The organism is Streptomyces sp. NPDC007264 (genome assembly GCF_042869095.1).
Lineage (GTDB): Bacteria > Actinomycetota > Actinomycetes > Streptomycetales > Streptomycetaceae > Streptomyces.
The window spans coordinates 91,734-114,656 of the sequence record NZ_JBIAFD010000022.1; the positions used below are offsets into that span (position 1 = coordinate 91,734).

General features: G+C 72.3%; 20 protein-coding genes. 10 read left to right on the top strand and 10 right to left on the bottom strand.

The annotated features are described in order from the left end of the window. Nucleotides 1-35 precede the first annotated feature (35 nt). A complete protein-coding gene (locus ACFYMU_RS29485; RefSeq protein ID WP_388379517.1) occupies nucleotides 36-644 on the bottom strand; it encodes a TetR/AcrR family transcriptional regulator in 609 nt (202 codons plus the stop codon). 170 nt (nucleotides 645-814) lie between these two features. On the opposite strand from ACFYMU_RS29485, the gene ACFYMU_RS29490 reads away from it, so the two are divergent. The 3 genes from ACFYMU_RS29490 to ACFYMU_RS29500 all read left to right on the top strand — a co-directional run bounded on the left by ACFYMU_RS29490 (nucleotide 815) and on the right by ACFYMU_RS29500 (nucleotide 3,502). Then, nucleotides 815-2,410, top strand: coding sequence for an MDR family MFS transporter (locus tag ACFYMU_RS29490; RefSeq protein ID WP_388379520.1), 1,596 nt, complete (start codon nucleotides 815-817; stop codon nucleotides 2,408-2,410). Between the two features lie 163 nt (nucleotides 2,411-2,573). Then, nucleotides 2,574-2,999, top strand: coding sequence for a helix-turn-helix transcriptional regulator (locus tag ACFYMU_RS29495; RefSeq protein ID WP_388379602.1), 426 nt, complete (start codon nucleotides 2,574-2,576; stop codon nucleotides 2,997-2,999). Nucleotides 3,000-3,058: 59 nt separating this feature from the next. Further along, nucleotides 3,059-3,502, top strand: coding sequence for a VOC family protein (locus ACFYMU_RS29500; RefSeq protein WP_388379605.1), 444 nt, complete (start codon nucleotides 3,059-3,061; stop codon nucleotides 3,500-3,502). Between the two features lie 72 nt (nucleotides 3,503-3,574). Here ACFYMU_RS29500 and cseC read toward each other — a convergent pair whose 3' ends face one another. The 5 genes from cseC to ACFYMU_RS29525 all read right to left on the bottom strand — a co-directional run bounded on the left by cseC (nucleotide 3,575) and on the right by ACFYMU_RS29525 (nucleotide 8,176). Continuing rightward, nucleotides 3,575-4,915: a two-component system sensor histidine kinase CseC gene (cseC, locus tag ACFYMU_RS29505; RefSeq protein WP_388379523.1), complete on the bottom strand. Its 1,341-nt coding sequence runs from the start codon at nucleotides 4,913-4,915 to the stop codon at nucleotides 3,575-3,577. An 8-nt stretch (nucleotides 4,916-4,923) separates the two neighbouring features. Next, a complete protein-coding gene (gene cseB, locus ACFYMU_RS29510; protein WP_388379526.1) occupies nucleotides 4,924-5,619 on the bottom strand; it encodes a two-component system response regulator CseB in 696 nt (231 codons plus the stop codon). A 9-nt stretch (nucleotides 5,620-5,628) separates the two neighbouring features. Then, nucleotides 5,629-6,282, bottom strand: coding sequence for a hypothetical protein (locus ACFYMU_RS29515; protein ID WP_388379529.1), 654 nt, complete (start codon nucleotides 6,280-6,282; stop codon nucleotides 5,629-5,631). Further along, a complete protein-coding gene (locus ACFYMU_RS29520) occupies nucleotides 6,270-6,809 on the bottom strand; it encodes a SigE family RNA polymerase sigma factor (RefSeq protein ID WP_388379532.1) in 540 nt (179 codons plus the stop codon). The genes ACFYMU_RS29515 and ACFYMU_RS29520 overlap by 13 nt, the downstream gene beginning before the upstream one ends. 392 nt (nucleotides 6,810-7,201) lie before the next feature. Beyond that, nucleotides 7,202-8,176 carry an A/G-specific adenine glycosylase gene (locus ACFYMU_RS29525; RefSeq protein WP_388379535.1) on the bottom strand — a complete coding sequence of 325 codons (975 nt, stop codon included), beginning with the start codon at nucleotides 8,174-8,176 and terminating at the stop codon, nucleotides 7,202-7,204. A 226-nt stretch (nucleotides 8,177-8,402) separates the two neighbouring features. On the opposite strand from ACFYMU_RS29525, the gene ACFYMU_RS29530 reads away from it, so the two are divergent. After that, a complete protein-coding gene (locus tag ACFYMU_RS29530) occupies nucleotides 8,403-9,221 on the top strand; it encodes a hypothetical protein (RefSeq protein ID WP_388379538.1) in 819 nt (272 codons plus the stop codon). A 165-nt stretch (nucleotides 9,222-9,386) separates the two neighbouring features. Here ACFYMU_RS29530 and disA read toward each other — a convergent pair whose 3' ends face one another. Then, nucleotides 9,387-10,511 (bottom strand): DNA integrity scanning diadenylate cyclase DisA, encoded by a 1,125-nt coding sequence (gene disA, locus ACFYMU_RS29535; protein WP_388379541.1) that lies wholly within the window; start codon nucleotides 10,509-10,511, stop codon nucleotides 9,387-9,389. A gap of 81 nt (nucleotides 10,512-10,592) precedes the next feature. Further along, on the bottom strand, nucleotides 10,593-12,002 hold the full coding sequence (gene radA / locus ACFYMU_RS29540; protein WP_388379544.1) for a DNA repair protein RadA: 1,410 nt from the start codon (nucleotides 12,000-12,002) through the stop codon (nucleotides 10,593-10,595). Between the two features lie 491 nt (nucleotides 12,003-12,493). On the opposite strand from radA, the gene ACFYMU_RS29545 reads away from it, so the two are divergent. Beyond that, on the top strand, nucleotides 12,494-14,227 hold the full coding sequence (locus ACFYMU_RS29545; RefSeq protein WP_388379547.1) for a hypothetical protein: 1,734 nt from the start codon (nucleotides 12,494-12,496) through the stop codon (nucleotides 14,225-14,227). Between the two features lie 329 nt (nucleotides 14,228-14,556). Here ACFYMU_RS29545 and ACFYMU_RS29550 read toward each other — a convergent pair whose 3' ends face one another. Further along, nucleotides 14,557-15,405 carry a hypothetical protein gene (locus tag ACFYMU_RS29550; RefSeq protein WP_388379550.1) on the bottom strand — a complete coding sequence of 283 codons (849 nt, stop codon included), beginning with the start codon at nucleotides 15,403-15,405 and terminating at the stop codon, nucleotides 14,557-14,559. A 71-nt stretch (nucleotides 15,406-15,476) separates the two neighbouring features. On the opposite strand from ACFYMU_RS29550, the gene ACFYMU_RS29555 reads away from it, so the two are divergent. The 4 genes from ACFYMU_RS29555 (at nucleotide 15,477) to ilvD (ending at nucleotide 20,243) form a co-directional block, all read left to right on the top strand. After that, nucleotides 15,477-16,409: a Ppx/GppA family phosphatase gene (locus ACFYMU_RS29555; RefSeq protein ID WP_388379553.1), complete on the top strand. Its 933-nt coding sequence runs from the start codon at nucleotides 15,477-15,479 to the stop codon at nucleotides 16,407-16,409. A gap of 312 nt (nucleotides 16,410-16,721) precedes the next feature. Then, on the top strand, nucleotides 16,722-17,546 hold the full coding sequence (locus tag ACFYMU_RS29560) for a sugar phosphate isomerase/epimerase family protein (RefSeq protein WP_388379556.1): 825 nt from the start codon (nucleotides 16,722-16,724) through the stop codon (nucleotides 17,544-17,546). Nucleotides 17,547-17,610: 64 nt separating this feature from the next. Then, a complete protein-coding gene (locus ACFYMU_RS29565) occupies nucleotides 17,611-18,237 on the top strand; it encodes a TetR family transcriptional regulator (protein WP_388379559.1) in 627 nt (208 codons plus the stop codon). Nucleotides 18,238-18,389: 152 nt separating this feature from the next. Continuing rightward, complete coding sequence (gene ilvD, locus ACFYMU_RS29570) at nucleotides 18,390-20,243, top strand: dihydroxy-acid dehydratase (RefSeq protein ID WP_388379561.1); 1,854 nt, start codon at nucleotides 18,390-18,392, stop codon at nucleotides 20,241-20,243. A 48-nt stretch (nucleotides 20,244-20,291) separates the two neighbouring features. On the opposite strand, the gene ACFYMU_RS29575 is transcribed toward ilvD, so the two are convergent. Beyond that, complete coding sequence (locus ACFYMU_RS29575; RefSeq protein ID WP_388379564.1) at nucleotides 20,292-22,382, bottom strand: PQQ-binding-like beta-propeller repeat protein; 2,091 nt, start codon at nucleotides 22,380-22,382, stop codon at nucleotides 20,292-20,294. A 179-nt stretch (nucleotides 22,383-22,561) separates the two neighbouring features. Between ACFYMU_RS29575 and ACFYMU_RS29580 the strand changes: the two genes are divergently transcribed. Continuing rightward, a complete protein-coding gene (locus ACFYMU_RS29580) occupies nucleotides 22,562-22,882 on the top strand; it encodes an SH3 domain-containing protein (RefSeq protein WP_388379567.1) in 321 nt (106 codons plus the stop codon). The last annotated feature ends 41 nt before the right edge of the window (nucleotides 22,883-22,923 follow it).

A 22,923-nucleotide genomic window follows, 5' to 3' on the forward strand; every position in this document is an offset into this window, starting at 1 on the left:
GCATGGTGGGTGTTTCCGACTCGCCGAGCCTACGATCACACGCCCGTCGTCGGTGACGGATCCGCATGCGCCTGGGTGACCAGGTCGATCGCGACCTCCAGGACCGCCTTGCGCTTGTCCTCGGGGTCGCCCTCGATGTCCTGGAGGACGAACATCCCCGCGTGCAGGGTGAACAGCGCGCTGATGCAGCGGACCTGGTCGGTGAGGGACGCGTCCGGGTCCCTGATGATGTCGCGCATGTGCAGCATGCGGTCCTTGAACTTGTTGCCGATGCTCAGTTCGCGGATCGCGGCCTGGTTGTCCTGCATGAAGCGGAACAGCGGGGCCGCGCCGGCCAGCGCGTCGCCGTAGCGGCGCAGCACCTCGCGCTTGGTCTCGAGGGTGTGCGGCTGGGCCTTGCCCCACTCGATCAGCTCGTCGATGGGACGGGACAGGTCCTCGAAGATGCTGACCAGGATCTCTTCCTTGGTCTTGAAGTGGTAGTAGAGGGCGGCCTTGGTGACGTCCAGGCGCTCGGCGATCTCGCGCAGCGAGGTCTTCTCGTAGCCCTGCTCGACGAAGAGGGCGAGTGCCACGTCCTGGATGCGCTGGCGGGTGTCCCCACGTCGCCGCCGCTTGGTGCCGTCCATGGCGGTGCCGCCCATCCTCGTACTCCTCGCACTCCCGGGAAACCTGTGTGCCGGGCCGGCCGGCTAGCCCACGGAACTTACTTGACGACCGGCTAGTTACGGGGCTACTTTCCCCAGTGTAGTCAACTAGCCGGGCGGCAGGTAAGTGGCCGGGGCCGGCTCGCGGTACACAGGGGAGTGGGAACATGGCGGACGGTACGGCACCGGCGGAGGCCGGCAAACAACCACGGAGCGTGCGGGTCGTCCTGCTCGCGCTCATGATCGCGATGCTGCTCGCGATGCTGGACAACATGATCGTGGGCACCGCGATGCCCACGATCGTCGGCGAACTCGGCGGCCTCCAGCACCTCGCATGGGTGGTGACCGCCTACACCTTGGCGACCGCGGCCTCCACCCCGCTGTGGGGCAAGCTCGGCGACATGTACGGCCGCAAGGGCGCCTTCATGAGCTCGATCGTGATCTTCCTGATCGGATCGGCGCTCAGCGGCATGGCCCAGAACATGGGGGAGCTCATCGGCTTCCGCGCCGTCCAGGGCCTCGGCGCCGGGGGCCTGATGGTCGGCGTCATGGCCATCATCGGGGATCTGATCCCGCCGCGGGAGCGCGGCAAGTACCAGGGCATGATGGCCGCCGTCATGGCGCTCGCGATGATCGGCGGCCCGCTGGTCGGCGGCACCATCACCGACCACTGGGGCTGGCGCTGGGCGTTCTACATCAACCTGCCGCTCGGCATAGTCGCCCTGCTCGCCGTCAGCGCGGTGCTGCACCTGCCGAAGAAGCGCTCCCAGACCCGGATCGACTACCTCGGCGCCGGACTGCTGACCGTCGGCATCACCTCGATCGTGCTGGTCACCACCTGGGGCGGGACCGAGTACGCCTGGAGCTCCGCACGGATCATGGAGCTGATCGGGATCGGCGTCGCCGCGCTCGTCGGGTTCGTGTTCTGGCAGACCAAGGCCGCCGAACCGATCGTGCCGCTGCACATCTTCCGCAGCCGCAACTTCTCGCTGATGTCGGCGATCGGCTTCATCACCGGATTCGTGATGTTCGGCGCGGTGCTGTTCCTGCCGCTGTACCAGCAGTCGGTGCAGGGCGCCTCGGCGACCAACTCCGGCCTGCTGCTCCTGCCGATGCTCGGCGCGATGCTCGTCGTGTCGATGATCGCGGGACGGGTGACCACCAACAGCGGCCGGTACAAGGTCTTCCCGCTGGTCGGGACCGTGCTGGTGATCGCGGGCCTCTTCCTGCTCGCGCAGATGGACACGGGGACGAGCCGGCTCACCTCCGGTGTGTACATGGCCGTCCTGGGCGCGGGCATGGGCTGTCTGATGCAGATCACCATGCTGGTGGCGCAGAACAGCGTCGAGATGAAGGACATGGGCGTCGCCTCGTCGACCACGACCCTCGCACGGACGCTGGGCTCGTCCTTCGGCGTCGCGGTCATGGGCGCCCTGTTCAACGACCGGGTGCAGCACGTGATGGCCCAGCGGGCGGGCGCCCTCGGCTCGAAGATGACCGAGCGGTCCGCGCAGCTGGACGCGAAGAGCCTGCAGAAGCTGCCGGCGGCGGTCCGTGAGGCGTACCAGTACGCGGTGTCGGCGGGCACGCACTCCGCGTTCCTGCTGGGCTCGGTGGTGGCCGTGGCGGCGCTGGTGGCCGCGGTGTTCGTGAAGGAGGTCCCGCTGCGCGGGGCGGGACCGCAGAAGCAGGCCGGGGACGCGGCTGGGGACGCGGCTGGGGACGCCGCGGAGGCGCAGCCGACGGTTGCAGAGGCCGTCTGACGCCCACTGCCCCGGCCCGGAAGGAGGCCCCCGGTGTGTCCGCCCCGGGGGCCTTCTCATGTCCGCAGATGTCCGTGCGCATCCGCGTACGTCCACGAAGGGGCGCGGTCGTCCGCCGCGATGCGATGTCAGTGGCCTGTGGCAGCATCCGAGCGTGGACAGGATGCGGCAGCTCCGGCTGGCGAAGGACGCGATGGACCGGGACTGGGCGGACCCGGGACTCGATCTCGACGCCGTGGCCACGCACGCCGGATACTCCCGCTTCCACTTCATACGGGCCTTCAAGGCGGCGTACGGCGAGACTCCCGGCCAGTATCTGACGCACCGGCGGATCGAGCGGGCCGAGGACCTCCTGCGGACCGCGAACCTCTCCGTGACCGAGATCTGCCACCTCGTGGGCTTCAGCAGCCTCGGTAGCTTCTCGGCGCGCTTCAAGTCCTGGACCGGGCTCACCCCGACCGCGTACAGGGCCCGGCATGTGGGCCGTGGCGCCGCCCTCATCCCCGGGTGCTACGCGATGCTCTGGGCGGGCGGGTTCCGGTCCGGCACGGACCGGGGGCGGCTGAGCAATTCCCGAGAAGCGCGCTGACGCCCCCGCTGCCTACCGTGGCAAGCGCACGCACCCCGCCGCACACCAGGGAGAACGCCATGATCAAGGGGCTCGCCATCACGACCGTCTGGGTCCTCGATCAGGACCGGGCCAAGGAGTTCTACACGCAGAAGCTGGGCCTGGAGGTCCGCACCGACATGACCATGGGTGAGGGCGGCATGCGCTGGCTCACGGTCGGCGTCCCGGACCAGCCCGACGTCGAGCTGACACTCATGGTGCCCGGCCCGCCCGCCATGGACCCCGAGTCCGCCGAGATGATGAAGACGCTCGTGGCCAAGGGGATCCTCGGCGCCGGCGTACTGGTCACCGACGACGTCCGCGGGGATTACAAGAGGCTCAGGGACCGCGGCGTGGAGTTCCTCCAGGAGCCGCGGGAGCGCCCCTACGGCACCGAGGCGCTCTTCCGCGACGACTCCGGCAACTGGTTCTCCTTCACCCAGCGGCGGGAGGGCGGTCTGGACCTGGACAAGGACTGGGCCTGAGCGCCCCGCCGTACGTCCGGTACGCCACCTGAGGATGCGATCTCGGGGCGCTGCTCCACGCCCTGCCGCGGATCAGCCGCCCGACAGCGGCAGCATGGGGAAGCTCCCGGTGTTCGTCGGCGCGTGCTCCGGCAGCCACAGCACCGCGACCGCGCCCTCGGCCGGCACATGCTCCGGCGCCCCGGCCGACCGCACGTTGCGGAACGTCAGCCGCGCGCCCAGCACCCGGGCCTGGCCGGCCGCGATGGTCAGGCCCAGGCCGTGGCCGTGGCCCGAGCGGTCCGAGCTGCCGGTGCGGAAACGGCTCGGACCGTCGGCCAGCAACTCCTCGGGAAAGCCCGGGCCGTGGTCCCGTACGCGGATCACCCGGCCCTCGACCGACACCTCGATCGGCGGCTTGCCGTGCCGAGCCGCGTTCGCCAGCAGGTTGAACAGCACCCGCTCCAGGCGGCGCGGGTCCGTGGTGACCTCCGACTCGTGGATCACCCGGACCTCGACGTCCGCGTCCTTCGCGGCCACCCGCCGGGTGACGAACTCACCGAGCAGGAGGTCCTGCAACTCCGCCCGTTCGGAGGCACTGTCCAGGCGGGCCACCTCCAGGACGTCCTCCACCAGCGTGCGCATGGCCTTCGCCCGGTCCAGCACCAGTTCGGTGGGGCGGCCGGGCGGCAGCAGTTCCGCCGCCGTGAGCAGGCCCGTGACCGGGGTGCGCAGCTCGTGCGCGATGTCCGCCGTCACCCGGCGCTCCGCCTCCAGACGCTGCTGCAGCGCGTCCGCCATCGCGTCCACCGCGCGCGCCAGGTCGTCGGTCTCGTCGCGCACGACGCCGCCGATCGCGTCCCGTACGCGGACGTGCGCCTCGCCCTTGGCGACCCGGTTCGCCGCGGCCGCGGCCTTGCGCAGCCGCCGTGACAGCTGCCCGCCGATCAGCACGCCGAGCGCCGAGCCGCCGAGCACGACCGCGATCGAACCGATGACCAGTGCCTGGTCGAGGTCCTTCATCACATCCGCGCTGCGGTCCGTGAAACGGGTGTGCAGGGACAGCACCCTGCCGTCCTTGAGCGGTACCGCCGCCCAGATGTCCGGCACGCCGTGCGCGCCATCGGACACGAAGGTGGCGCGTCGGCCGTCCATGACCTTCTGCAGCAGGTCACGCGGGATGGTCGGGTCGTCGACCTTCACGCCGAGGGTCTGGGTGCGCCCGGACTCGTACATCCGCTGGGCCACCTGGATGCGCTCGACGGCGAGGTCGCGCGAGTTGTCGAGCATCGACACCCGGGCCGCGTTGTGCACGACCAGGCTCAGTGCTATCGCGACCAGCGCTCCGACCAGCGCGATCGCCGCGCTGAGCTTCCATCGCAGGCCCGTGCGTATGGCGTCGTCCGGGACCAGGCGTCCGAGAATCCCCCGCATGCTCCTGCTCAGGCCTTCAACTTGTAGCCGAAGCCGCGGACCGTCTCGATCCGGTCCTGGCCGATCTTCGTGCGCAGCCGCTGCACATGGACGTCGACGACGCGGGTGTCACCGCCCCAGCCGTAGTCCCACACGCGCTCCAGCAGCTTGTCACGCGACAGTACCGTGCCCGGGGCGGACGAGAACTCCAGCAGCAGCCGCATCTCGGTCGGGGTGAGCGCGACCGGCTGCCCCGACCGCCGCACCTCCATGCCCTCGGTGTCGACCTCCAGGTCGCCGAAGGTGAGCACACCGCCGTCCACCGACGACGCGGCCGGGTCGCCGCTGCTCGCGTGGCCGAAGCGGCGCAGCACCGCGCGGATGCGCGCGACCAGCACGGCACCGTCGAACGGCTTCGTCACATAGTCGTCGGCGCCCGCCTCCAGGCCGAGCACGACGTCGATCGAGTCGGCGCGCGCGGACAGCATGATCACGGGAACGGTCGACTCGTCCCGGATGCGGCGGCACAGGCTGACTCCGTCCAGGCCGGGCACCATCACGTCCAGCAGGGCGATGTCGGGGTGGTCGGCGCGGAACGCCTCCAGGCCGGACAGCCCGTCGGGCATGGCGGTGACCGCGAAGCCGTTCCGCTCCAGCGCGAGCTGGGTGGCCTCGCGGATGACGTCGTCGTCCTCGACGAACAGGACGTGGGTCTGCTCTGCCATCCGCCGTTCTCAGTTCTCTCTCGGGGCGGACGTGCCGCCGTTGCCCACGGTGTTGCTGTATTCGTTGCGTGTCCGCGGGGAGACCTCCGTGAAGCGGTCCCTCCGCCAGCCGTAGGTGATCACTTCCTCGATGGAGGGGTACGACAGAGAGTCGCCCTTCTCGTAGAGCTGCTGGGTGACCACCAGCTCACCGCGGTCTATCTCCGCGTAGACCGGCGGCAGCTCGGACTTGAACACGTTCTGGTACCTGTGATCCTTCATCCGGTACACGTACGCCCCCACACCGACCGCGTCGCTGCAGGTCATCACGTTCACCACGATGTCGTTCACGGGGCCTCCGGTCAGCTCGCCGTAGGAGACGTCGACCGGGTACTCGTCGGCCACGCAGGGCTTGAGGTCCGCCTTGACCGCGCGCGAGACCTCGGGATCGTCCTTGACCAGCTTCACCACGTCCAGCCGCGTGGGCTCCTTGGTGGTGGGCGACGGGGCGGGCGAGGCGGCGACCACGTGGTCGCTGCCCGCGGGACCCTCGTCGCGCGCGCCCGTGCCGCCGGTGGCGCAGGCGGACAGCAAAAGACCGACAGCGGCGATCGCGGCCATCGCCGCCACCGCCGCCTTGAGGGCTCCCCCGGGCCGTATGGTCCCCGTGCCTAGGCCGCGCAACGCTCCCGCTCCTCACGCTCCAGCGCGCGTGCGTCCAGGTCGCGCGCCTCCAGCTCCTCCCGGAGCCGGGCGAGCGCCCGGTGCAGCGTGCTCTTGACCGTTCCGGCCGACATGCCGAGGGCGGCGGCCGTCTCTTCCGTGGACATCTGCTCCCAGTGTCGCAGCACGACGACACTGCGCTGTTTCGGAGCGAGAACCTTCAGGACATCCATCAGCAGGGCGCGGTCGGCGTGCTGCTCGGTCGAGTCCTCGACGGAGGCGTCGGGGAGCTGCTCGGTGGGGACCTCCTCCAGCTTGCGGGCCCGCCACCACTCGGTGCGGGTGTTGATCATCACGCGGCGCAGGTAGGCGTCCGCCAGGCGCTTGTCCGCGATGCCCTCCCAGCGGCCGTACGTGCGCACCAGCGCGGTCTGCAGCAGGTCCTGCGCGTCGGTCGGGTCCGGGACGAGCCGGCGCGCGCTGCGCAGCAGCGCGTCCTGCCGAGTGCGGACGTACTCCTCGAATTCGAGCACCTCGCCGTGCGCCATTCCAACCGCCTCCGTTCCCCGTTTCCCGACCTGTGTGCCGGCTGCGGTCAGCAGCCGGGCGCCGGTTCGCCGAACCCTGTGTCAGCTTCTGTGCCGCCTTCCGCGGTACGCATATGAAGCTACGGGCGGGTTGTCACGGCGCTGTCCGAGACAGCCTGCGGACAGCGCTCGGCTGTCCGTCGGTTGTGTAACGGATGTAGGAACGGGGTAAGGCAAGGCGGGGTTTGGTGGCGCTATGGGGTGATATGCCGCCTCGTTGGGTGCGTGACACCGTGATGTGACGCGGTGATGTCTGTGACTCGGCGCGCCGTCGGCTGTGCGCCGCCTGTTCGCGCGGTGTGCGCGGGGCGTGCGAGGACGGCCCGGGCGGTGCCGTGCCCGGGCCGTCCGCGTCAGGCGAGCGGGAGGCGGTACAGGCCGCCGGGGAGGGGCTCCACCAGGCCGTCGGAGACCAACCCGTCGAGGGCGCGGGCCCGCTGCACCGGCTCGTCCCAGACGCGGTCCAGGACCGTCTGGGGGACGGGGCCCACGGCCTCCCGCAGCACCGCCAGCAGCCGGCCGCGCACCTGGCGGTCCGTTCCCGCGTACGTCTGGCCCCGGCGCGGCGGGCCCTCGTGCCGGGGCTTCCCGGCCAGCTGCCAGGCGCAGTGCGCGGCGATCGGGCACCGGTGGCAGCTCTCGTTCTTCGCGGTGCAGATCAGCGCGCCCAGTTCCATGGAGGCGGCGGCCCAGCGGGAGGCCGTGCGTTCGTCCTCGGGCAGCATCGCGCGGGCCAGCTTGCGCTCGGCGGCGGTGGTGGCGTTGGGCGGGTACTGCGCTCCGGTGACCGCGCGGGCGAGGACGCGGCGCACGTTGGTGTCGAGGACCGCGTGCCGCTGGCCGTACGCGAAGGACGCGACGGCCGCGGCCGTGTACTCGCCGATGCCCGGCAGGGCGAGCAGTTGCGCGTGATCGGTGGGTACGTCCCCGCCGTGCCGCTCCGTTATGGCGACCGCGGCGCCGTGCAGGCGCAGCGCGCGGCGCGGATAGCCGAGGCGGCCCCAGGCGCGGACCGCCTCGCCCGGGGGTTCCTTGGCGAGGTCGGCCGGGCGTGGCCAGCGGGCGAGCCACTGCTCGTAGACGGGCAGGACGCGGCCCACCGGTGTCTGCTGCAGCATGAACTCACTGACCATCACGCCCCAGGGGCCGGCCTCCGGGCGCCGCCAGGGCAGATCGCGGGCGTGCTCGTCGAACCAGGCGATGACCGGGGCGTGCAGAGCCTTGCCCGGATCCTGGCCGGCGGGGGCGTCGGCCTGGGCGGGGGTGCGGGCGGGCGCGGGAGTGGGAGCGGGGGCGGGGGCGGCGGTGGGGGTGGTGGGTGCAGTCATGACGAGGTCGATCCTGCCACTGAGGGGTGGGCGGGTGGGGGACCGGCTCGGGGTGCGGTGCGTGTGTCGGTGGGCCCGTCGACTCCGGCGGGGCGCTCAGGAGGCCCCCTCGTCCGCTGCGGGGCGGCGGCGGGCGGGGCCCGCGCGGGATGATGATCCGGAAAAATTGTGATGAGGGTGGCGGGTGGGGCGAGGCCGGGGTCCGATCTCTCGTACAGTTTGCGCCGTGGGATCTCTGCGCAATCCGGTCGGGCCGCTTCCCTCCTCCATCTACTGGCGACGGAGGGCCGCACTGCTGTCCGCCGTCGTCGTGTTGGCGCTCTTCGCCATGTGGATGGTCACCTCTTCGGGTGGCGGCGGGAAGGACAAAGCGAGCGGTTCGGACGGGAAGCACCCCACCTCGTCGATCACTCCGGGACCGTCCGGCACCGGACCCGCGATAAGCCAACACCCGGGCGGGCGAGACGAGTCGGGCGGCGGGGACGGTTCGGGCTCGTCCGGTTCACCGGGGTCGTCCGATTCGCCGGGGTCCGACGGCTCGGGCGGGGCGAACGGCGAGTCGGGCGGCGACTCGGGTGGCGACGGCGGCAGCGAGGGCGTCGGCGGTGGCCGGCAACTGCCCGCCGGGTCGGGATCCTCACTGCCCAACTGCGCCGCCGGAGCCGTGCAGTTGGCACTGCAGAGCGTCCACAACACCTACGCGCCCGGAGAGACCCCCACCATCCGGCTGGTCGCGAAGAACTCGTCCGGGGGCGACTGCAAGGTCGATCTCGGCCCGAAGAGCGCCGTGGTGACGATCACTCAGACCGGGAGCGACAGCCCCTTCTGGTCCTCCGCCGACTGTCCGGGCGGCTCGGGAAGCGTGCTGTTCCGTGTGCCCGCGAACGACCGCGCCACGTACACGGTGACGTGGGACCGCAAGCCGAGCGCTCCCGACTGCGCGACACCCCCGGCGGGTTCCGCGTCGACGGGCACGTACCTGGTGGAGGCGAAGGCCCCGGGCTTCCCGAAGGTCCAGACGTCGTTCGTGCTCTCGAAGGACTAGGGCCCCGGCAGGCAACGTTCGCCCCGTCGCGACGTCCGGCACGCTCCCCCGCTCTCGGCTCCGCTCGAGCGGGGGACCCCCACGACGCCGCTCCTCGACGGGCAAACGTTGCCTGCCGGGGCACTGGATCAGGCGAACCTCTCCGGCCACCGCGCCGAGGTCGCCCTAGACGTACCGCTCCAGGATCGACGACTCCGCCAGTCGCGACAGCCCCTCGCGCACGCTGCGCGCGCGGGCCTCGCCGACGCCGTCCACCGTCTGCAGGTCGTCGACGCTCGCCGCGAGCAGCTTCTGGAGGCCGCCGAAGTGCTCCACGAGGCGGTCGATGATGGCGCCGGGCAGCCGCGGGACCTTCGCCAGCAGCCGGAAGCCGCGCGGGGACACCGCCGAGTCGAGGGCTTCGGGCGAGCCGGTGTAGCCCAGCGCCCGCGCCACCGTGGGCAGTTCGAGGAGCTCGGCGTGGGTCAGCGCGTCCAGCTCGGACAGCGCCTCCTCGACCGAGCGGGAACGCTTGGCGGTCGGCTCGGACACGTAGTCGCGCACCACCAGCTCGCGCTCGGGCTCCACACCCGCGATCAACTCGTCCAGCTGGAGGGCCAGCAGACGCCCGTCGGTGCCCAGTTCGACCACGTATTCGGCGATTTCGGTGGCGATGCGGCGGACCATCTCCAGGCGCTGCGCCACTGCGGAGACGTCCCGGACCGTCACCAGGTCCTCGATCTCCAACGCGGACAGTGTGCCCGCCACCTCGTCCAGGCGGAGCTTGTACCGCTCCAGGGTGGCGAGGGCCTGGTTGGCGCGGGACAGGATCGCCGCCGAGTCCTCGAGCACCCGCCGCTGCCCGTCCACGTACAGCGCGATCAGACGCATCGACTGGGAGACCGAGACCACGGGGAAACCGACCTGCTTGCTCACCCGGTCCGCCGTGCGGTGGCGCGTGCCCGTCTCCTCCGTCGGGATCGTGGGGTCCGGGACCAGCTGCACTCCCGCCCTCAGGATCTTCGACAGGTCCGAGGAGAGCACGAGGGCGCCGTCCAGCTTGCACAGCTCCCTCAACCGGGTGGCCGTGAACTCGACATCCAGTACGAAACCGCCCGTGCACATCGTCTCGACGGTCTTGTCCGAGCCGAGCACGATGAGACCGCCCGTGTTGCCGCGGAGCACCCGCTCCAGTCCGTCGCGCAGGGCCGTGCCGGGTGCCACGGCGCTCAGTGAGGCGCGCATCAGGCCATCGGCACCGGAACTCCCACCGGACTTTCCGGGAGCTGCCGCCCGGTCGTTGGCTGCCACTGCACTCCTCCGGTCGCAGGTTCTTCAGGCGCTCCCGTGTCGCACACTCGGTCGTACGGACGGGCGAGACCAGGGCAAAGTCTACCGGCGGTCTTCCTCCTCCCGCGGGGCCTCTCGCCGACGGGAGCGCGGAAGGACCCGCAGGGCGTCGCCCATGTCCGCCACTTCCAGCACCTTCATCCCGGCCGGGACCTTGCCGGGATCGACCGGGACGAGCGCGTGCGTGAAGCCCAGCCGGTGCGCCTCGGTCAGGCGGCGCTGGACGCCCGTGACCCGTCTGACCTCGCCCGCCAGGCCCACTTCGCCGATCGCCACCAGGTTCTTGGGCAGCGGGGTGTCGCTCGCCGCGCTCGCCAGGGCCAGCGCTATCGCCAGGTCCGCGGCGGGTTCGGACAGCTTCACGCCGCCGACGGTCGCGGAGTAGATGTCCCGTTTGCCCAGGGCGCTGATGCGGCCGCGCTGCTCCAGCACGGCCAGCATCATCGAGACGCGGGAGGTCTCCAGGCCCGACGTGGTCCGCCGGGGGGAGGGGATCTGCGACTCCACGGTCAGCGCCTGGACCTCTGCCACCAGGGGGCGGCGGCCCTCCAGGGTGACGGTCAGACAGGTGCCGGGCACCGGCTCGTCGCGCCGGGTCAGGAACAGGCCGCTGGGGTCCGCCAGGCCCGTGATCCCCTCGTCGTGCAGTTCGAAGCAGCCGACCTCGTCCGTGGCGCCGTACCGGTTCTTGACGCCCCGTACGAGACGCAGGCGGGCGTGCCGGTCGCCCTCGAAGTGCAGCACCACGTCCACGAGGTGCTCGAGCAGGCGCGGACCGGCGATCGCGCCGTCCTTGGTGACATGGCCCACGAGGAGGGTGGCCATGCCGCGCTCCTTGGAGGCGCGGATGAGGGCCCCGGCGACCTCCCGCACCTGCGCCATGCCGCCGGGTGCGCCGTCGATCTCGGGGGAGGCGACGGTCTGTACGGAGTCGAGGACCAGGAGCGAGGGCTTGACCGCGTCCAAGTGACCCAGCACCGCCGCGAGATCGGTCTCCGCCGCCAGGTAGAGGTGGTCGTCGATGGCCCGGATGCGGTCGGCCCGCAGCCGCACCTGGCTCGCCGACTCCTCGCCCGTGACGTACAGCGTGCGGTGCTCGTCGCTCGCCGCCTTGGCCGCGACGTCCAGCAGGAGCGTCGACTTGCCGACGCCGGGCTCGCCGGCGAGCAGCACCACCGCGCCCGGCACGAGCCCGCCGCCGAGGACGCGGTCCAGCTCGGGCACGCCGGTGGAACGGGCGGTGGCCTGCCGGCCGTCGACCTGCCCGATGGGCAGGGCCGAGCTGGTCACCCGGCCCGGGGCGGTCGTGCGCACCGCGGGCGCGCCGTACTCCTCGACCGTCCCCCACGCCTGGCACTCGGGGCAGCGGCCGAGCCACTTGGCCGTCTGCCAGCCGCACTCGGTGCAGCGGTAGGACGGACGGTCCTTGGTGGTCTTGGTACGGGCAGCCATGGACGAAACCGTAGCCGAGCACACCGACACTCCGGGACTCACGTGTGCGGGGTCGACCGGGCGGGGCTCCCCGGACTCCATCCGTGCCCGTGCCCGTCCGCCGGCCCGTCCGTCGCGGCCCCGTTCGCCGGCCCGTCCGTCGCGGCCCCGTTCGTCGGCCCGTCCGCGGCCCCGTTCGCCGGCCCGTCCGTCGCGGCCCTGTCGGCCGCCCCCGTCCGTCGCGGCCCTGTCGGCCGCCCCCGTCCGTCGCCAGCCTGTCGGCTGCCCCCCGTCCGTCGCGGCCCTGTCCGCCGCCGCCCCGTTCGGCGGCGAGCCCGGCGAACCGGCCGGACGCGCCGCCCACCTGCGCGTAGACTCCAGGCGCGCAGCGCCCCCCACGAGCCGTGGAATCGCACGTTCCTGTCCTCGTACGGGGGATCGTTTCACCCGTACGGAGTAAAAGTGCGCAAGGGGGGAGAAGGCGCCACCCCTGGGCGCCTACGGTCGCACGGGTGATGAGCAGCAGGCCGGACACCTCAGAGCACGCCACCGGCGCACACCCGGCGCGCGAGGAAACGCGCAAGCGGGGGAGCGCTCCTCGTGGCGCGAGCATCCGCACCACGGCACAGCGGCCGCCCGCCCGCTACGAGCCCTACCTGGACGGCCTCTTCACCTACTGCCTCTCCGTGCTGTGCGACCACGACGCGGCGACCGGCGCGTTGGGGGATGCCCTCGCGCTCGCCGAGCGCCGCGGCACACGCGGCCCGCAGAGTCCCGACGACCGCCGTGCCTGGCTGTACGCCCTCGCCCGCTGGTCCTGTCTGCGCCGGCTCGCCGAGGCCCGGCGCCGTCACCAGGCCGGCCACGCCGCCGGGCGCGATCGCGGCCACCGCGCGCGCAAGGAGGCCGCCGACCGGCGCGCCGCCGCGGCGATCGGCGCCGCGCCCGTTCCCGAGCAGCTCCAGGAGCTGCGCCGTCGGGAACTGGTGCAGCTGGCCTGGCCCGAGGCCGCCGGCACCACCCCCGAACAGCGCGAGGCACTCGAACTCGCGGTACGCCACCAGCTCGCCGCCCACGAGGTCGCCGCGGTGCTGGGCATGGACCTCGCCTCCACCCGGGAACTCCTCGCGTCGGGCGCCTGCGAGGTCGAGCGCACCCGTGCCGCCCTCGCCGTCGTCGAGACCGGCACCTGTCCGGGCGTCGCCCGCCTCACCGGCGACCAGCAGCTGGTCCTCAACGCCACCCTGCGCCGCGAGCTGGTCCGGCACGTCGACGACTGCCCGCGCTGCCGCCGCACCGCCGAGCGCGCGGTCCCCGGCACCTGGCCGGGAACCAGCGTCACCCCCGACGCGCTCCCCGTCGTCGAGGCCCCGCGCGCGGCCCTGGGCGTCGCGACGGCCCATGCCTCACGCGCGCGTGGCGGTGCCCCCCGCTTCGACCGGCGCGGCTTCCCCATGGACCCCAAGGACCACGCGGCCCGCCGCGACCGGCTGCGTGCACGTGCCGTCACGACGACCGTCGTCGCCACCGTGGTCGCGGCCCCCGTCCTCGCCCTGTGGGCCGCCTACCGCGGTGCGCCCCTCGTCGGCGAGGGCACCGACGGCCGCCCCGCCACCGCGACCGAGGCGCACGGCCCCGACACCCTCGGCGGCGAGGGCCCGGGCGGCTACGAGAACGCGGGCAACGCCAGCGCGAGACCCGACACCCGCTTCGGCAAGGACGGCCGCTCGCCCGACGTCTCCGTCGAGGTCCTCGGCGTGAAGTCGGGCGCGGGAGCGGGACGCCTCGCGGTGACGGCCGGCAGCGACGGCACCACGACCCTCGTCAAGCTGACGGCTTCCGGCGGCTCACCGGTCCGCTGGTCGGTGTCGACGGGTGCCTCCTGGCTCTACATGAACCGTTCCTCCGGGACGCTCGGGCCCGGCGAGTCGTTCACGGTACGGGTCTACGTCGACCACCTCCACGAGCCGTCCGGCCCCTGGCACGCGCGCGTGGCCGTGACTCCCGCGGACGCCGTGGTCACGATCGACGGGTACGGGGCGGCGGACCCGTCCGACCCGCACCCGACCCCCACGCACACCACCCCGTCCGATCCCGGGCCGGGCGATCCGACGCCGACCGCCCCCGACCCCACGCCCAGCGCCCCGACCCCGACGGACCCGTCGCCCACGAGTCCGCCCGCCACCGACCCGCCCTCGTCGACGCCCCCGCCCACCGACAGCGGCTCCCCGAGCCCGGCCTCATAGGCGCCCTGACCCGCCTGACCCGGAAGATGCGGGACGCGCCACCCCGAGCACCGAGACGCCGCCCCGCCGGCCGGGGCGCGGCGCTCCGAGCACCGGGGCGCCGCCCAGATGGCCAGGGCACGGCTCCCCGATCACCGGGACGCGGCGTGCCCATCACCGGGACGCGGCGCCCCGAGCGCCAAGAGGCGCCCGCACCGGGAGACGCCACCTGAGCACCGCGAGGCGCCCGCACCGGGAGGCGCCACCCGAGCACCAAGAAGCGCCCGCACCGCGAGGCGTCACCTGAGCACCGGGAGCCTCCGCGGTCGCCGGCGCGCCCCGCCGCCCGGTCAGACCTCCGGATCCGCGGGATGCGGAGCCACCAGGGGCCCCTGCGACGCCAGCCGCTGCTCGCACAGCCCTGCCAGGCGGTCGTACCCCGCCTTGCCCATCAGCTCGGTCAGCTCGGCCCGGTAGGAGACGTACACCGGTTCGCCCGCGCCGTGCGCCGACGTCGCCGAGGTGCACCACCAGTGCAGGTCGTGACCGCCCGGCCCCCAGCCCCGGCGGTCGTACTCGCCGATCGACACCTGCAGTACCCGGGTGTCGTCGGGCCGCTCGATCCAGTCGTAGGTCCGCCGCACCGGCAGCTGCCAGCAGACGTCCGGCTTGGTCTCCAGCGGCTCGCGCCCCTCCCGCAGCGCCAGGATGTGCAGCGAGCAGCCGGCCCCGCCCGGGAACCCGGGCCGGTTCTGGAAGATGCACGAGCCCTGGTAGGGGCGGGTCTGCCGCGAACCCTCGTCGTCCTCCACGACCCAGCCGGTCTCCGTGCCCACGTCATGGTGCTGCCAGATCTCCGGCGTCAGCCGTGCCACGTGCGCGGCCACCCGCTTCTCGTCGTCCTCCTCCGAGAAGTGCGCCCCCAGGGTGCAGCATCCGTCGTCCGCACGGCCCTCCCGGATGCCCTGGCAGCCGCTCCCGAAGACGCAGTTCCAGCGCGAGGTCAGCCATGTCAGGTCGCAGCGGAACACCTGCTCGTCGTCGGCGGGATCCGGGAACTCCACCCACGCACGCGCGAAGTCGAGCCCCTTCTCGTCGCTCACCTTCGGGGCCTTCGCGGGCCCGGACGCCCTCGCCTGCGAAGAATCCTTCGATCCCCTGGAGGATTTGTCGGTCTTCGCCTTTTTCGTCTTTGGCACGCATCCAGGGTAAGCGGCCCCGCATCACTCTCAGGACCGAGGACCGGCGGACTGGCAGTAGCGTTCCGTGCATGAGACTCGGTGTCCTCGACGTGGGTTCCAACACGGTGCATCTGCTGGTGGTGGACGCGCACCCCGGCGCGCGCCCGCTGCCCGCGCACTCGCACAAGGCGGAGCTGCGGCTCGCGCAACTGCTCGACGACAGCGGTGCCATCGGCACCGAAGGGGTCGACAGGCTGATCGCCGTCGTCCTGGACGCCCTGCAGGCGGCCGAGGACAAGGGCGTCGAGGACCTGTTGCCGTTCGCCACCTCCGCGGTCCGGGAGGCGAGCAACGCGGACGACGTGCTGACCCGGGTCAAGGCGGCCACCGGCGTCGAGCTCCAGGTGCTGAGCGGCGAGGAGGAGGCACGGCTGACGTTCCTGGCGGCCCGCCGCTGGTTCGGCTGGTCGGCCGGCAAGCTGCTCGTCCTCGACATCGGCGGCGGCTCGCTGGAGGTCGCGTACGGCATCGACGAGGAACCCGACGCGGCGGTGTCGCTGCCCCTGGGGGCCGGCCGGCTCACCGCGGCCTGGCTGCCCGGGAACCCGCCGGATCCGGCCGATGTGAAGGCGCTCCGCCGCCATGTACGGGCGGAGATCGCCCGCACGGTCGGCGAGTTCAGCCGCATCGGGGCGCCCGACCACGTCGTCGCCACCTCCAAGACGTTCCGGCAGCTCGCCCGCATCGCCGGGGCGGCACGCTCGGCCGAGGGCCTGTACGTGCAGCGCGAGCTGAAGCGGGAGTCCCTGGAGGCGTGGGTGCCGCGGCTGGCCGGGATGACCTACGACGAACGCGAGGACCTGCCGGGCGTCTCCGAAGGCCGCGGGAGCCAGCTCCTCGCCGGGGCGCTGGTCGCGGAGGGGCTGATGGACCTCTTCGGGGTGGAGGCGCTGGAGATCTGCCCGTGGGCGCTGCGGGAGGGTGTGATCCTGCGGCGCCTCGACCACATGGTGACGGCCTAGGTCCGCCCGGCCCCGTCATGACGACGGGGCCCAGGGCCCAGGGCCGCGGGCCGCCGGGCCCAGGGCCGCGGGGCAGCCGGGGCCGTGGGGGCGGGGCGCCGACGCGGCGCGGCCGGGCGGGACGCCGACGGGGCGCCGACGGGGCGCGGCCGGGCGGGACGCCGACGGGGCGCGCGGCCACGGGGCGGCGGGAGCGGGGGGTGCGACACCGCGCCCGAGCGGTGGCGGCAATCGTCTGCTGTGCCCCTTGCCACAGCCCTCTTGCCGCATCAGGCCCTCCATGTCAACGCGACGCCCCGTACCCTGTCCTTCGTGGCAGAACCTGTAGTGCGCATCCCGGATGCGAAGGTCGCCCTGTCGACGGCTTCCGTCTATCCGGAGTCGACGGCGACGGCCTTCGAGATCGCGGCGCGCCTCGGGTACGACGGGGTCGAGGTCATGGTGTGGACCGACCCGGTCAGCCAGGACATAGAGGCGCTGCGCCGGCTCAGCGACCACCACCGGATCCCCATCCTGGCCGTGCACGCACCGTGCCTGCTGGTGACCCAGCGTGTCTGGTCCACCGATCCGTGGGTCAAGCTCCAGCGCGCCCGGGCCGCAGCCGAGAAGCTCGGCGCCGACACCGTCGTCGTCCACCCGCCCTTCCGGTGGCAGCGCCAGTACGCCCGTGACTTCGTGGCAGGCGTCTGGCGCATGGCGAACGAGACGGATGTGCGGTTCGCCGTCGAGAACATGTACCCGTGGCGTTACCGCGACCGCGAGATGCTCGCCTACGCCCCCGGCTGGGACGTCACCGGGGACGACTACCGCCACTTCACGATCGATCTCAGCCATGCCGCGACGGCCCGCACCGACGCCCTGCGGATGCTCGACCGCATGGGCGAGCGCCTCGGCCACGTCCACCTCGCCGACGGCAACGGCTCCAGCAAGGACGAGCACCTCGTGCCCGGCCGCGGCGTCCAGCCCTGCGCCGAGGTCCTGGAGCGGTTGGCGCTCACCGGCTTCGACGGGCACGTCGTCATCGAGGTCAACACCCGCCGCGCCATGTCCAGCGCCGAGCGGGAGGCCGACCTCGCGGAAGCCCTCGCCTTCACGCGTCTCCACCTCGCGTCGGCCGCGAAGGTCCCCCGCAGGTGAGCGGGAGGCGGGCGAGGGGGGCGCGGGCGAGGGGGCCGGGCGGGACGCGGAGGAGCGGGGGGTTGTGCCGGTGACCGGAGCGAGCCGTGTGCGCCGCGGCCGGGGACGGCCCAGCCGTACGGAGACGGCGGCGGCCCCGGCCACCCGGGACCGCATCCTGGAGGCGGCCCGCGAGGAGTTCTCCGAGCGCGGCTACGAGAAGGCGTCCGTACGCGGCATCGCCAAGGCCGCCGGGGTCGACTCCGCGCTCGTGCACCACTACTTCGGCACCAAGGAGCAGGTCTTCGAAGCGGCCATCGAGATCGTCTTCGCGCCCGCTCTGAAGGCGCCGGACGTGGTCTCCGACGGCCCCCGTGACGCCGTCGGCGAGCGCCTGACCCGGTTCGTGCTCGGCGTCTGGGAGAACCCCGTGACCCGTAAGCCGCTGCTGGCCGTCGTCCGCTCCGCCGTGACCAACGAGACCGCGGCCGCAGTCTTCCGCCGCCTGGTCACCGCGCAGCTGATGCGCCGGGTCGCGGGACAGCTGGACGTGCCGGACCCCGAACTGCGCGCGGAGCTGGCGGCCGCACAGCTGGTCGGGGTGGCGATGCTGCGGTACGTGATCAAGGCGGAGCCGGTGGCGTCGGCGGACCTGGAACACCTGGTGGCGCGGCTGGCGCCGGTCGTGCAGGGGCACCTGACGAACCCCTGAGGCCGGGGTCCCCCGGTCCACGAGGGCGCGCCACTCCCGGCGGCCGGCCGCAGCCCGAGACACACATCCCGTATCCCGGACATCGTGTCCGGCCCTTGGAGCACCGGCGTAGGCTCGATGTGAGTCAGAACTCTCCGAAGGAGCGAGCGACGATGCCCGAGCTGAGGTCCCGCACAGTCACCCACGGCCGCAACATGGCGGGCGCCCGTGCCCTGATGCGTGCCTCCGGTGTACCCGGTGCGGACATCGGACGGAAGCCGATCATCGCGGTCGCCAACTCCTTCACGGAATTCGTGCCGGGTCACACCCACCTCCAGCCGGTGGGCCGGATCGTCAGCGAGGCCATCACGGAGGCGGGCGGCATCCCGCGCGAGTTCAACACGATCGCGGTGGACGACGGCATCGCGATGGGCCACGGCGGCATGCTCTACAGCCTGCCCTCCCGCGACCTGATCGCGGACAGCGTGGAGTACATGGTGGAGGCCCACCGCGCCGATGCCCTGGTCTGCATCTCCAACTGCGACAAGATCACCCCGGGCATGCTGATGGCGGCGCTGCGCCTGAACATCCCGGCGGTCTTCGTCTCCGGAGGTCCGATGGAGGCCGGCCGGGCCACCCTGGTCGACGGCACCGTCCGCTCCCTCGACCTGATCGACGCGATCGCCGACGCCGCCAACGACACGATCTCCGACGAGGACATCCTCCGCATCGAGGAGAACGCCTGCCCGACGTGCGGCTCCTGTTCCGGCATGTTCACGGCCAACTCGATGAACTGCCTCACCGAGGCGATCGGCCTCTCCCTCCCCGGCAACGGCTCGGTCCTCGCCACGCACACGGCCCGCCGGGCGCTGTACGAGAACGCCGCCCGCACGGTCATGGACCTGACCCGCCGCTACTACGAGCAGGACGACGAGACGGTCCTGCCGCGCTCCATCGTGACCTTCTCCGCCTTCGAGAACGCGATGGCCCTGGACATCGCGATGGGCGGCTCGACCAACACGATCCTGCACCTGCTGGCGGCCGCCCAGGAAGCGGGTGTCCCCTTCGGCCTGGCGGAGATCGACCAGGTCTCGCGCCGGGTGCCCTGCCTGGCGAAGGTGGCCCCGAACGTCGCGAAGAACCGCACGTACTACATGGAGGACGTGCACCGCGCCGGCGGCATCCCGGCGCTCCTCGGCGAACTGCACCGGGCGGGCCTGCTGAACGAGGACGTCCACGCCGTGCACAGCCCCTCCCTCGCGGACTGGCTGAAGACCTGGGACGTCCGCGGCGGCTCCCCGTCCCCCGAGGCGGTGGAGCTGTGGCACGCGGCTCCGGGCTGTGTCCGCTCCGCCGAGGCGTTCTCCCAGTCCGAGCGCTGGGAGGCCTTGGACGAGGACGCCGAGAACGGCTGCATCCGCTCCGTCGAGCACGCGTACTCCAAGGACGGCGGCCTGGCCGTCCTCAGGGGGAACCTCGCGGTCGACGGCTGCGTGGTGAAGACGGCGGGCGTCGACGAGTCGATCTGGACGTTCGAGGGCCCGGCGGTCGTCTGCGAGTCGCAGGACGAGGCCGTCGAGAAGATCCTGACCAAGCAGGTCAGGGAGGGCGACGTCGTCGTCATCCGCTACGAGGGCCCCAAGGGCGGCCCGGGCATGCAGGAGATGCTGTACCCGACCTCGTACCTGAAGGGTCGGGGACTCGGCAAGGCGTGCGCGCTGATCACGGACGGCCGCTTCTCCGGTGGCACGTCGGGCCTGTCCATCGGCCACGCGTCCCCCGAGGCGGCCTCGGGTGGCACGATCGCCCTGGTCCGGGACGGCGACCGCATCCGCATCGACATCCCGAACCGCGCGATCGACCTCCTGGTCGGCGAGGAGGAACTGGCCGACCGCCGCGCCGCCCTGAACGGCGCCTACGTCCCCGCGAACCGCGACCGCAAGGTCACGGCCGCCCTGCGCGCCTACGCCGCGATGGCGACGAGCGCGGACAAGGGCGCGGTGCGGGACGTGACGAAGCTCGGCTGAGGGTCCGTGCCGTGAGGGTCGCTCCGCCAGGGGCGGCCCTCACGTACGTCACCACCGCGACGGATCGCGCCCGTCCACGCCGAAGACGGTGCCGTCGGGGGCGCTGGTGTAGACGTGGCCGTCGGCGAGTACGGGCCGGGGCAGGGCGGCCTCGACCCCGCCCCCGTTCGCGGCGAGCCGCGGCGGGGTCTGTCCGACGAGTCTTCCGCTACGGGCGTCGACGGCGAGCAGCCGCCCGTCGGCCGCGGTGAGGAACACGTGGGCGCTGTCGGCCGACGGCGCCGATCCACGACTCACGGACGTTTCCAGGTGCCACAGCCGCTTGCGCGCCTGCACATCGACGGCTTCCAGCGCCCCCCCGGTGGCAAGCAGGTAGACGACGTCCCCGTGCAGGGTGACCTGGGCGTCCTGGCGATGGACGGGCAGGGGCACCCGGCGCGACACCTTGGATCCCGGGGTGTAGCGGACGACGGCCTCCGCCTCCTCGTAGCGGCTGTCGACGGCGAGGAAGAAGACCGATCCGCTCCGGGTGCCGACGGGCTTCAGCGTTCCCTCCAGCCGCGCCTCCCAGCGCACCGTGCCCGTGACCGGATCCACCGCGGTGATCCGGGTGCTCGTCCCGTCGTCGGACGTACTCGTGGCATACGCCAGCGGGTCCCCGGCGAACGACGAGAAGTACGGCGTGCTCTGGCCCGGAATCCGCCGTGCCCACTTCACGTCGCCCGACGCGCTGTCCAGGCCCGTGACCATCCCGTCGGCGTGCGTGAGCAGGAGCATGCCGCCGGCGTACTCCATCCCCCTCTCCACCGGCAGGTCCTGCTGCCAGCGGGACCTGCCGGTGTCGGGACCGAGGGCCTCCACGCGCCGGTTGTCCCGTGTCGACACCTGCACCAGTCCACCCGACATGACCGGGGGGCCGCTCATGGGGGCGTTGCCGAGGGAACGCCGCCACAGCAGCCTGCCGTCGGAGGGGGAGAGCGCGAAGACCACTCCGGACTGCGCGCAGAGCAGCTTCCCGCCCCCGTACGAACACTGGGCCATCACCGTTTCCCCCGGCACCGGCTTGGCCTCCCACGGCCTGAAGCCGGCCGGTGCGGTCCGAGAGCCGGCCCGGGCCGGTGAGGGACCGCCGTCGCCGAGCCACTGGACCCCGGCGAACGCACCGCCCACCGTCAGCACGAGCGCACCGGCTGCCAGGGCCACCTGCTTGCGCCGACGGCCCGGCCGTTGTTCCGGCTCCTCGACGGGCGGCTCAGACCTCGGTCCTTCACCGGTCCGCTGTGCCGGTATGAACGTCTGCGTGTCGTACGACGCCGAGACCGACCGCAGCTCGTGCATCAGCTCATCCGGCGTGGGCCGGTCCTCCGGCTCCTTGGCGAGGCAGCGCAGCACCAGCGACACGAGGTTCTCCGGCACGCCCGTCAGATCGGGCTCGTCGTGCACGACCTGGTAGGCGACGATGTAGGGGCTGTCGGAGTCGAACGGCCCGCGCCCCGTGGCCGCATGCACCAGCACCGACCCGAGCGCGAAGATGTCGGCGGCGGGGCCGACCTCCCTCGGCCGACGGAACTGCTCGGGCGCCATGAAGGGCGGCGTGCCGATCAACTTCCCCGTCTCGGTGCGCAGTTCGCTGTCCTTCGGACGGGAGATGCCGAAGTCGATGACCTTCGGCCCGTCCTGGGCGAGCAGCACATTGCTGGGCTTCAGGTCCCGGTGCACGACCCCGACCCGATGGATGTCGCGCAGCGCCTCCGCGAGCCCGGCCATCAGCCTGCGCAACTGATCCGGGGGCATGGGGCCGTTCCGCTTCACCTGTTCGGCCAACGTCGGGCCGGGAATGAACAGCGTGGCCATCCACGGCCGCGCGGCCTCCGGATCGGCGTCGACCACGGGCGCGGTGAAGGCACCGCTCACCCTCCGCGCCGCGGCGACCTCCTGCCGGAAACGCCCCCTGAACTCGGGATTCTTGGCGAACTCGGCGTGTACGACCTTCACCGCGAGCTTCATGCCCGAGGTGCTCCGGGCCAGATGCACCACACCCATGCCGCCGGAGCCCAGGCAGGACTCCAGATGGTATTGGCCGGCGTACTCGGGAAGTTCCGCTTCCGCGCCCGCTTCGGTGTTGCGCTGTGGTGTCATGGACCACCCCCGTGCTCTTCGTGCGCGCGCGACGCACGGAGCCTAGTCGATGACATGTGCGAGACCGAGGCGGCTTGCTAGCCTCCGCGTGCGAGTTGTACACGCATGTTTCGCGGCGTGATGCGAGGGAATCAACGGGGCCCCATGGCGGTCATGGGGCTCAACGGGGGAGGTTTTCCATGTCTGTCGACCGAGTCGAAGAAGCCGGTGGCCAGGAAACGGAGTCCGTGGCGACGGCCACGACCGCGGCCCTGCGCTACTACCAGGTCGCGCCGGGCGTCCGGCTCAACGTCCGCAGCGGCCCCGGGACCGGCTACCCCATCGTTCGCGTCCTGAACGAGGGCGCCTACGTGCCGATCTACTGTCAGACACCGGGTACATGGGTGACGGGCACGTACGGCACGTCGAACATCTGGGACAACATCAGCAACGGCGAGTTCGTCTCGGACGCGTACGTGAACACGGGCAGCGACGGCTACGTGGCCTCGCGCTGCGCCTGACGCCCGAACGGGAGAATGAGATGACACCCAGGATGCGCAGA